The following is a 10,050-nucleotide window of genomic DNA, read 5'->3' as shown; positions in this document are numbered from 1 at the left end:
CCCACAATGAGAACCATCCCGGTTCGGATACCCGCCATGATTACTGGCATCGCAAGAGGGAGCTCCACCTTTAATAACCGTTTGCGATGATTCATCCCCATAGCAAGCGCCGCTTCTCTCAGGGAAGGATCAACCTCCTGAATGCCTGTATATGTATTTCTTAAAATAGGGAGTAAGGCATAGACCACAAGCGCAATAATCGCAGGCACTTGCCCAATCCCCACGAGAGGAATCAGCAAGCCAAGCAGTGCGAGCGACGGAATTGTTTGCAAGACAGCCGTCACCCCGATGACCCACTCCGCTAGCTTTGGAACCCTTGTTAAATAGATACCTAATGGAATGGCAATCAAAATCGCTAAAAATAAAGCAATAAAAGAAATTTGAATATGCTCAAGTAAGGCGTGTCCCAATTGTTCTTTTCGTTCCCATAACACATGGATCCAATCATTCATGTGAATCGCCCCTCTCTCTAGGAGAATCAGCTAAAAACTGAATCACTGCTTGACGGTTCACTAGACCTATCCGATCTCCATTCTTTTCTACAGCCAATTCCTCGTGCCTTGCCAATTGAGATAAGACTTCATCCAGTGTGGCATGTGCTGAGACCGCCTCATAGGATAAAAGAGCTTCGTGAGCCATCGGTTGCGCCAAGGTTTCCAGCTCAAATGCTTGATGTCCTACATGATGGGCAGCCCCTGAGACAAACTCCTGTACAAAGGCATTGGCTGGTTGCTGAACCAATTCCTCAGGACGTCCGATCTGCACTACTTTTCCTTCATTCATCACACAAATTCGATCACCCAGCTTCATAGCTTCCTGCATATCATGCGTCACAAAAACAATGGTTTTTTGAATACGACGCTGCAAATCGAGCAGATCATCCTGCAATTTCTCCCTCGTTAGTGGATCTAACGCACTAAAAGGCTCATCCATCAGGACAATCTCAGGATCAGCTGCAAGTGCCCGTGCCACACCGACACGCTGCTGCTGGCCACCAGAAAGCTCTGCTGGCTTTCGATGACGATACATAGCAGGATCAAGCCCGACCATCAACATGAGTTCATCGACACGCTGATTGGTCTCATTCCGGCTCCATTGTTTAAGCTCTGGCACCACAGCAATATTTTCTTCTATGGTCATATGAGGAAAAAGCGCAATTTGCTGCAAAACATAACCGATATCCCAGCGCAGCTCATACATATCATAATCACTTATTTTTTGACCTTTTATGTAAATCTCACCTTCTGTTGAAGAAATGAGACGATTGATCATTTTCAATGTCGTCGTTTTCCCGCTGCCACTAGGTCCAATCAATACAAAAAACTCACCTTGCTGAATCTCCAAATCAACAGATTGAACGGCATAGCGCTCATCAGAAAATTGCATCGATACCTTTTTAAATTCAATCATCTTCCCACGCCCTGACTGCAATTATTTTCTAGACTACCAATATGACAGATCAACCTCATATTTGTATAGAATAAACTGTCACTTTAACATACTTCCCCTCGGTTGACTGCAAAAAACAGTTCTAGCAAAAATAGATGAGGTTCTTAGTGAGGCAAATAAAAAAAGCGAAGAGCTCGGGGCTCTCCGCTTTTTAAGTCAACGACTTACTCACCAGTAACGTATGGAAGTAATGCCATTTGACGTGATCTTTTGATCGCTAATGTCAATTTACGTTGATACTTAGCGCTAGTTCCTGTTACACGACGAGGTAAAATTTTACCACGCTCAGAAACAAACTTTCTAAGAAGATCAACATCTTTGTAATCGATGTGCGTGATACCGTTAGAAGTAAAGAAACATACTTTACGACGTTTCGCACGACCGCCTCTGCGTCCACCTGCCATTTGTTTTCACACCTTTCCTTTAGTCATTTTTTCAGATCAATTAGAATGGCAAATCATCATCGGAGATGTCAATCGGTTTACCATCGTTCGCAAATGGGTCATCATTGAAGCTATTTCCCTGATTACGATTTTGGTTGTTTTGATTGCCATATGGATTTTGACTTGGTTCATTTCCAAATGGATTCTGATCGTTTTGGCTGCCGCCATAATACTGGCCTCCGCTATTGCCACCGCCGCTGTATCCACCTGAACCAGCACCGCCGCTCTTAGGCTCAAGAAATTGAACACTTTCAGCTTGAACTTCTGTCACGAAGACACGCTGTCCTTGCTGATTTTCATAGTTTCTTGTCTGCAAACGACCGTCTACACCGGCAAGACTTCCTTTTTTCAAGAAATTAGCCACGTTCTCGGCTTGTCTTCTCCAAGTAACACAGTTAATGAAATCGGCTTCACGCTCTCCAGATTGATTCGTAAACGTACGATTCACAGCTAGAGTAAACGTGGCTACAGCCGCACCATTAGGCGTGTAGCGAAGCTCAGGGTCTTTTGTTAGTCTTCCGACCAATACAACACGGTTTAGCATATTGAAAGACCACCTTTAAATATATATTTCAATGATTTATACTTCTTCTTTAACAACAATGTGGCGAATGATATCGTCACTGATCTTAGCTAAGCGGTCAAATTCTTGAACTGCTGCAGCGTCAGATTGAACGTTTACGATTTGGTAGAAACCGTCACGGAAATCGTTGATTTCGTATGCAAGACGACGTTTACCCCAATCCTTTGTTCCAGTGATCTCCGCACCGTTAGAAGTTAACACGTTATTGAAACGCTCGATAACTGCTTTTTTAGCCTCATCGTCAACTGTTGGGCGGATGATGTACATAACTTCGTACTTTCTCATCTGATTGCACCTCCTTTTGGTCTAAGCGGCCCTAAACGGGCAAGGAGCAATAAATTATATTACTCACAATTGTATATTATAACAAATCACTTGGCCTATGACAAGAACCTATACGTTAAAACGGAAATGAATGACGTCTCCATCTTTCACTACATATTCTTTACCTTCTAGACGAACTTTCCCTGCTTCTTTAGCAGCAGACATGCTTCCGCCAGCTAGTAAATCCTCATACGCAACCGTTTCAGCACGAATAAATCCACGCTCGAAGTCTGTGTGGATGATTCCAGCACATTCTGGCGCTTTCATTCCTTTTTTAAATGTCCAAGCACGTACCTCTTGCTCACCTGCTGTGAAATACGTAGCTAATCCTAGAAGAGAATAAGATGCTCTAATTAGCTGATCAAGCCCAGACTCATTAATACCAAGCTCTTCAAGGAACATTTGCTTCTCTTCTCCTTCAAGCTCTGCAATTTCAGACTCGATCTTCGCACAAACGACGATGACTTCAGCGTTTTCACCAGAAGCAAACTCACGGATTTGCTGCACATATTCGTTGCCGTCATGATCCGCTACTTCATCCTCACTCACGTTTGCTACATAAAGAACTGGTTTAGATGTGAGTAAATGGAGCTGTTTCACAAGCTTTTGCTGCTCATCTGTAAATTCTACAGATCTTGCCGATTTCCCAGCTTCAAACGCGGTCATTAGCTTCGACAAAATCTCAAATTCAGCTACTGCTTCCTTGTCCTTTTGTTTTGCAAGCTTGCTCACACGAGCTAAACGCTTTTCAACTGTTTCTAAATCAGCCAAAATCAATTCGAGATTAATCGTTTCAATATCTGCAACAGGATCAACCTTACCAGCTACGTGTGTAATGTTATCGTCTGCAAAAGCTCTGACCACGTGACAAATCGCATCTACTTGACGAATATGAGAAAGGAATTTATTCCCTAAACCTTCACCTTTAGATGCACCTTTGACAATACCCGCAATATCAGTGAATTCGAAAGCAGTGGGAACTGTCTTTTTCGGCTGCACCAATTCTGTTAGCTTTTGTAAACGCTCGTCTGGAACTTCTACAATTCCGACGTTTGGATCAATGGTACAAAACGGATAGTTAGCAGACTCCGCTCCAGCCTGTGTAATTGCATTAAATAGCGTTGACTTCCCGACGTTAGGTAAGCCAACAATACCAGCTGTTAAAGCCATTCTTTCATCTCCTCTATATCAAACGTGCTCGTTATACTGCGTAATATGAACCTAGAGCAATTATAAGTAGGTTTACATGAAAAGACAAGCTAACCATCATGCATTTTCAATAGAAGAAACATCGTCAAAAAGAATAAATCAATGCTTCAAAACGGGAAATTGCACCTGGCTTTGCTGTAAAAAAGACAAATTTAATAAAAAAAAGCATGAGGCCTACTTACGCAGTTGGCTCCTCATGCTTGACGAGAATTTTCTTCATTTTTCGTTCAAAATCTCTTCTTGGGATCATCACGCTGTGTCCACAGCCTTCACATTTAATACGGATATCCATGCCCAAACGAATGACCTTCCACCGATTGGCACCACATGGATGGGGCTTTTTCATTTCAACAACATCATGTAACCCAAACACTTTGTCTGCCATCAGCCTTCACCTCTCTTGCTCACTTCATTGCATCTATTGTACAAAAAAACGGCGATGGAGGGCAATGCACAAAACAAAGAGTCTCTTTCAATCGTTCATCCTATTCTTTTTTAAAGAAAAAACCCTTCTTTTAGATCATTTTATTTGTGACCAATAGTTACTTAAATTCCGCTTTTTTTCAATATTGTCACAAACACTGTAGGTCAAAAGGTTTTTATTGGTAGAACGCGGTGGTTTTTCCATATTTTTTGATTTATGATATCTGCATAAATGTTATGTGAGGGAGCAGGTACGATGGTCAATCGAAAGGATAGATTAACTGATAAAGAATATAAAATCATATCCGATCATGCTGGAAATATCGACAATTACCAGCAGCACCATACGATAGAAATAGGTCAGCAAACACTCACTGTCCACGATTTTCTAAAAATCGATCAAAAATTATATGGTTTAACGATGCAGCCGGAACAATCAGACGAATTCATCGTCGCTTTTCACTGTCCGCTGCCACATCAAATGACGGTGACATCTAAGCAAGATGTACACAACGCTGCACAGTCATTGCTCAAAACAGATTATGCCTATCCAATTGAAAGAAAGTCCCTTGACAGCAATCAAGAACATGTCTTTTTTAAAGGGAAGGAATACATAGAGAAAGTCTGTCAGAAGCATCCGAATGCAGGTATCCATCTCACTGGACAAGCACTTGCCGGTGCTGTTTGTGCTTATGTTGCAACAGAACAGCCAGCTGTCAAAAAAGCCGTCACCTTTGACAGCCCAAATATATGGAGCAGTCTATCGCCTTCGATTCAGCAAAAGGCGCAGCAAGGTCAATATACACACATGTTGACTGAATATATTCAGCCTAGTCATTACGTCGGTTTACTCAATCGTCATGATCAAGGGGTTGGACAAGTCAAGTACACCGTACCGCCAAAGCAGCAAGGCTCAGTCCAAGAATCCGTTAAATACAAAAAAAGAGAAATAGACACCTTTTTAAAATCAGCTTTTGCATCTATGAATATAGAATGGAACGAATCCTTTGATACAAATGCTTTTTTAGCTCTCGTTTCAGGAGAATTTAAAGCAAATGGATATTCATTCCATCCGAATGGATCTTCCCGTATTTTAGATGAACAGCTTGATCATAATACAAGTTTTACAGCCATGCTGCTGCAAGAAATTCATTCTGGACGTGCATATGCACAAAGCGGACTTGAAATTATTATAAAATCCCATTTACTGAAAAATTCATCCTATGATCTGAAAAGTATTATTGAACATGAAGTACACACTGTATTTGAAAAAATCGATGGAATTGATGAAAGCGTAAAAGACGCCGTTCATCATGTAAAACAAGAGCTCAAAGGACTCGTCGGCTTTGGCCACTATGATTTATTAAGTCATAGTGATGTGGAAGCACTCGTAGAGGAAGTGAGAATGGAACAGACCCATTCCTCCTTTTATTCACACGAAAAACAACTGAATGCCTTGTACACCCTGAGAGATTACGAACAAGAGCTTTCTACCCTTTCAAGACATATGTACACAATGGGTGATGACTACGCCAAGGCAGATAGACGCCTTGCGGTGCAAATGGGTATTCATTAAGAAAGGAGTCATCGCATGATCAATCAAAATAAACCTCCTAGTGACGCCCAGCGTTTCTTGCAAAATGTGAGTGCCCGCCGCTCCATGTCTGTATTTGAAAATCAATCGGCACCCCACACACAAACACAGTCTCCTGAAGAAATTGCCGCCATTCAGGCCATGCGCAGAGAAGGACAGCGTAAGGATTTAAAACGGCTGCTCAAAATGCGGCTGCACGACGAATTAGCAAATACACGCGTGCACTTGGAGTATCAGTTGGCTAAAACAGAAGACATGATAAACCAGACGACCATTGTCAAACAACACATTTCCCAGCATTTAAAGGGACAGGCCATTTCTGAATTAGAGGATCGCCTCCAGCGTCTTAAACAAATGCCTGTCTACGATGACATCAAAGAAGCTATTGATTCAATTCAGATCAAATAAGCACAGCTCTTAAAAAGAGAGGTGCTTATTTTATTTTATCAATATAATTTTTAGGGCGAGAAAATATCTTTTTACTTAAAATCGGATACAGCATTAAACAGACGAGCAAATAAAGATTCAACAAACTATAAATTGGATACAAGAAAGCAATCAAATCAGCAAATCCAAGAGATGTTAAAGGTGCCATCAAAAGAAGCATTACCAATACAACCAGCCAGCGGGGCATTCGTACAAAAGAAAGCATCCGGCTGGATAATCCAAATAAACCTGCTGCCGTCGTCGTATAAATGGCTAGACAAAGGACAACCGTCATAAATACAAACAAAGACGCCGGCGCCCCTTCTAATACTGTAAACAGAGGAATTCCCTCTGCTGAAAGGCTTCCAGAAATATCAACCAGTATTTCGTTATACACATACGAGATGACACCAAAAATGAGCCCGCTTAATATACTCGCCACTTTGGCTTCCCCAAGCCCCTTCATTTCTTTCCCAACCGAAGACAGCACTGCCACAACGGATAGTATATTCAAAGAAGCAAAGACAATGCTGGCAGGCCAATTGTACTGCTGCCCAAAATCAATCCGCCACATATGATCATGGTTCATATAATAAAAAACAAACGCATAGATGAGCCCTGCCACCAAAATTGGTATAATGAAAGCATTCACAGATAAAAGCCCTTTCACATCCCAGAAAAAAATCATGAATGAAAACAAACAGAACGCGCCGATACCAATCCAAAAAGGCACATGATACATCTCAAGAGTCACCCCGCCGCCGGCAATCATGACCGTCGTTGTCGTGAATAAATAAAGGACAATTAACACGTCATACACCTTAGCCAGCCATGGACCGACAAGCCGCTCCAGCACTGGTACAAAGTGATCGGCACGCACCTCATAACTGATTTTTAACACCACATAGGTAGACAGCATAAACATCAATGTAAACAGTAGAATGGCTAGTCCGCTATCAATGCCAAAAAACTGCCAAATTTCCTGGCCGGAAGCATATCCCGCTCCTATTAAGCTTCCTAAAATTAAAAGCGTCCACCTTGAACCAGCCTTCCACACAATCATCACCTCATAGGTATAGAATTAAGCTTGTTTCCGTATACTGTTACTAACTACTATGACAAGGAAGTGAGACCTATGAATAGCAAGAACGGTCTTTTTTTTAGAAATAGGGTGAAAGAATACGTGTCCCATACGGATACAAATGCCATTCAACAGCTTAAAAGTATTTTATTCTCGCATCTTCAGAAAGCAGGAAAAAGACCCGTTGCCATCGTTTGTATTGGAACAGACCGCTCAACCGGCGACTCTCTAGGTCCACTTGTTGGTACAAAGCTTTCAGGTCTGAATTTGAAAAAGCTTCATGTATATGGAACACTCTCTGATCCAGTGCATGCAGTCAATTTAAAAGAAAAACTCGCTGAAATTGAACAAGCTCATAAACACCCGTTTATTGTAGCGGTTGATGCCTGTTTAGGAAGAGTGAAAAGTGTCGGTTCCTTCCAAATTGGAGATGGACCGTTAAAGCCCGGGGCTGGTGTGCAAAAAGAACTGCCAGAGGTAGGAGATATTCATATTAATGGAATTGTCAATGTGAGTGGTTTCATGGAATACTTCGTTCTCCAAAACACACGTCTTCATCTAGTCATGTCTATGGCCAATACACTTTCTGAAAGTCTATCTCACATTGACCAAATGGATTGGACAAGAGAAAAAAGCCGGTCTCTTTTCACCCCTATTCAAAATATCACTGGGCGAATATAAAAAAGACCATCCTGTATCAAGATGGTCACTCTGATGATTCCCTCGTAGAAAGCAATTCAAGGATTCTTTCTAAATCTTCATTGGAGAGAAATTCAATCTCAATTTTCCCTTTTTTCTTCTGTTTCTTGATCGTCACGGAAGTACCAAAGTAGTTCTGTAAGAAGGACTCTCTTTCTTTCAACACTCGATCCTTTGGTGCTTCTTTTTTCTTTGTTTCACGTGGAACATTTTCGTTTAACTGCTGCACAAGTTTCTCAACCTGGCGTACGTTTAATCCCTCATCCACGATTTTCTTTACTAAAGGCGCCAGCTTCCTTTTGTTTTTTAAGCTAAGCAATGTCCGGCCATGTCCCATTGATAACGTTCCATTTGCAATCAGCTTTTGTATGTCATCCGGTAAAGTCAACAGACGGAGATGGTTCGCAATATGCGGTCTGCTTTTCCCTAATCGCTTCGCTAATTCCTCTTGCGTCACACTTAGATGATCCAGCAAGGAAGCATACGCTTCGGCTTCCTCTAGTGGAGATAGATCCTCGCGCTGCAGGTTTTCTAAAAGGGCAATTTCTCTCATCAGCGTTTCTGAAAACTCTCGAACGATCGCAGGAATTGTTGTCAGACCAGCTTGTTGTGCCGCGCGAAAACGGCGCTCTCCTGCTACAATGTCATATCCTTTAATCGATTTACGAACAATGATTGGCTGTAAAACACCGTGCTGCTGAATCGATTCTTTCAGATCAGACAACGCATCATCATCAAACGTTTTCCTTGGCTGATACGGATTCGGGCGCAAATCCTTTAATTTGATTTCTTCAACCGTTTCTTCATTTGAGTCTACGTTGTTAAATAGTGCATTAATACCCTTTCCAAGACCTTTAGCCATTCGCATCCACTTCCTTTGCTAAGTCTAAATAGACATCTGCACCTCTTGAACGTGGATCATACAAGATAATCGGCTTTCCATGACTTGGCGCTTCACTCAGCCTCACATTTCTAGGAATCACGGTTTGATAGACTTTATCTCTAAAGTACTTCTTCACTTCTTCGATAACCTGAATCCCAAGATTTGTTCTGGCATCAAGCATTGTCAGTAAGACACCTTCAATGGCTAAATCGGTATTTAAATGTTTCTGCACGAGACGAACTGTGTTTAACAATTGGCTCAATCCTTCAAGCGCATAATATTCGCACTGAACTGGTATTAAAACGGAATCAGAGGCAGTTAACGCATTAATCGTCAGTAGTCCAAGTGATGGCGGGCAGTCAATAATCATATAATCATAATTCTGCTTAACAGATTCAAGTGCTCTCTTCAGCCTCACTTCACGTGAGATTGTAGGCACAAGCTCTATTTCAGCCCCTGCAAGCTGTATCGTCGCAGGAATGACATCAAGATTCTCGACCTCTGTCGTCTTAATCACATCAAGAACATCTGCATCATCAACTAAAATATCGTACACACACTTCTCTACGTCGGCCTTCTCAATCCCAATACCACTCGTGGCATTGCCCTGCGGATCAATATCAACTAACAACACTCGTTTGCCTATGTATGCTAAACACGCACCCAAATTAACAGAAGTTGTCGTCTTCCCGACGCCGCCTTTCTGGTTGGTAATCGCTATGATTTTTCCCACGATGTCACCCACTTTCAACTTAACAAGTTTCTCATTCATTCATACTTCCTATTCTATCAAAAAAAGTATGAAACGTTTGCTTTTTTTGTTTCCCTATTATAAATTCGTCGGTGAATGTGCCTTTTCGTACATAAAAGGATGAATGAAAACACACCCAAAAAGTATATTGATATAGTTTTTTCAAGAAATAGACATGCTCAAAA

Annotated in this window: 13 protein-coding genes; 3 read left to right on the top strand and 10 right to left on the bottom strand. The window is 41.7% G+C overall.

Going from position 1 to position 10,050, the window contains the following annotated elements; all coding sequences use genetic code 11:
* From AMR95_RS06530 to AMR95_RS06500, 7 genes are all read right to left on the bottom strand, one after another.
* A partial coding sequence (locus AMR95_RS06530) for an ABC transporter permease (RefSeq protein ID WP_156414535.1) occupies window positions 1–452 on the bottom strand: 452 nt, incomplete at its 3' end.
* Complete coding sequence (locus AMR95_RS06525; protein WP_039182918.1) at window positions 445–1,410, bottom strand: ABC transporter ATP-binding protein; 966 nt, start codon at window positions 1,408–1,410, stop codon at window positions 445–447. The genes AMR95_RS06525 and AMR95_RS06530, both read right to left, overlap by 8 nt.
* 203 nt (window positions 1,411–1,613) lie before the next feature.
* Complete coding sequence (gene rpsR, locus AMR95_RS06520; RefSeq protein ID WP_008359105.1) at window positions 1,614–1,853, bottom strand: 30S ribosomal protein S18; 240 nt, start codon at window positions 1,851–1,853, stop codon at window positions 1,614–1,616.
* Between the two features lie 40 nt (window positions 1,854–1,893).
* Complete coding sequence (gene ssbA, locus AMR95_RS06515; protein WP_007497456.1) at window positions 1,894–2,436, bottom strand: single-stranded DNA-binding protein SsbA; 543 nt, start codon at window positions 2,434–2,436, stop codon at window positions 1,894–1,896.
* 36 nt (window positions 2,437–2,472) lie between these two features.
* On the bottom strand, window positions 2,473–2,760 hold the full coding sequence (rpsF, locus tag AMR95_RS06510; protein ID WP_024424058.1) for a 30S ribosomal protein S6: 288 nt from the start codon (window positions 2,758–2,760) through the stop codon (window positions 2,473–2,475).
* 108 nt (window positions 2,761–2,868) lie between these two features.
* Entirely contained in the window at window positions 2,869–3,969 is a 1,101-nt protein-coding gene (ychF, locus tag AMR95_RS06505) for a redox-regulated ATPase YchF (RefSeq protein WP_058837887.1), read from the bottom strand.
* A 217-nt stretch (window positions 3,970–4,186) separates the two neighbouring features.
* Entirely contained in the window at window positions 4,187–4,393 is a 207-nt protein-coding gene (locus tag AMR95_RS06500) for a DUF951 domain-containing protein (protein WP_025093670.1), read from the bottom strand.
* 294 nt (window positions 4,394–4,687) lie between these two features.
* On the opposite strand from AMR95_RS06500, the gene AMR95_RS06495 reads away from it, so the two are divergent.
* Together AMR95_RS06495 and AMR95_RS06490 are read left to right on the top strand one after the other, a co-directional pair.
* Window positions 4,688–6,007, top strand: coding sequence for a hypothetical protein (locus AMR95_RS06495; RefSeq protein WP_058837886.1), 1,320 nt, complete (start codon window positions 4,688–4,690; stop codon window positions 6,005–6,007).
* A gap of 15 nt (window positions 6,008–6,022) precedes the next feature.
* On the top strand, window positions 6,023–6,433 hold the full coding sequence (locus tag AMR95_RS06490; protein WP_039182926.1) for a hypothetical protein: 411 nt from the start codon (window positions 6,023–6,025) through the stop codon (window positions 6,431–6,433).
* Between the two features lie 25 nt (window positions 6,434–6,458).
* Here the strand turns inward: AMR95_RS06490 and AMR95_RS06485 are convergent, their stop codons facing one another.
* Window positions 6,459–7,514, bottom strand: coding sequence for a YkvI family membrane protein (locus tag AMR95_RS06485; RefSeq protein WP_080967203.1), 1,056 nt, complete (start codon window positions 7,512–7,514; stop codon window positions 6,459–6,461).
* Window positions 7,515–7,586: 72 nt separating this feature from the next.
* Here AMR95_RS06485 and yyaC point away from each other — a divergent pair, with 72 nt between their 5' ends.
* Complete coding sequence (gene yyaC / locus AMR95_RS06480) at window positions 7,587–8,213, top strand: spore protease YyaC (protein ID WP_058837885.1); 627 nt, start codon at window positions 7,587–7,589, stop codon at window positions 8,211–8,213.
* A gap of 25 nt (window positions 8,214–8,238) precedes the next feature.
* On the opposite strand, the gene AMR95_RS06475 is transcribed toward yyaC, so the two are convergent.
* A complete protein-coding gene (locus tag AMR95_RS06475; RefSeq protein ID WP_058837884.1) occupies window positions 8,239–9,093 on the bottom strand; it encodes a ParB/RepB/Spo0J family partition protein in 855 nt (284 codons plus the stop codon).
* Window positions 9,086–9,847 (bottom strand): sporulation initiation inhibitor protein Soj, encoded by a 762-nt coding sequence (soj, locus tag AMR95_RS06470; protein ID WP_008360890.1) that lies wholly within the window; start codon window positions 9,845–9,847, stop codon window positions 9,086–9,088. The genes AMR95_RS06475 and soj overlap by 8 nt, the downstream gene beginning before the upstream one ends.
* Between the last annotated feature and the right edge of the window lie 203 nt (window positions 9,848–10,050).

It is taken from the genome of Bacillus sp. G1(2015b) (genome assembly GCF_001482475.1).
Lineage (GTDB): Bacteria > Bacillota > Bacilli > Bacillales > Bacillaceae > Bacillus > Bacillus safensis.
This window is presented reverse-complemented; position numbering and strand designations above follow the sequence as displayed.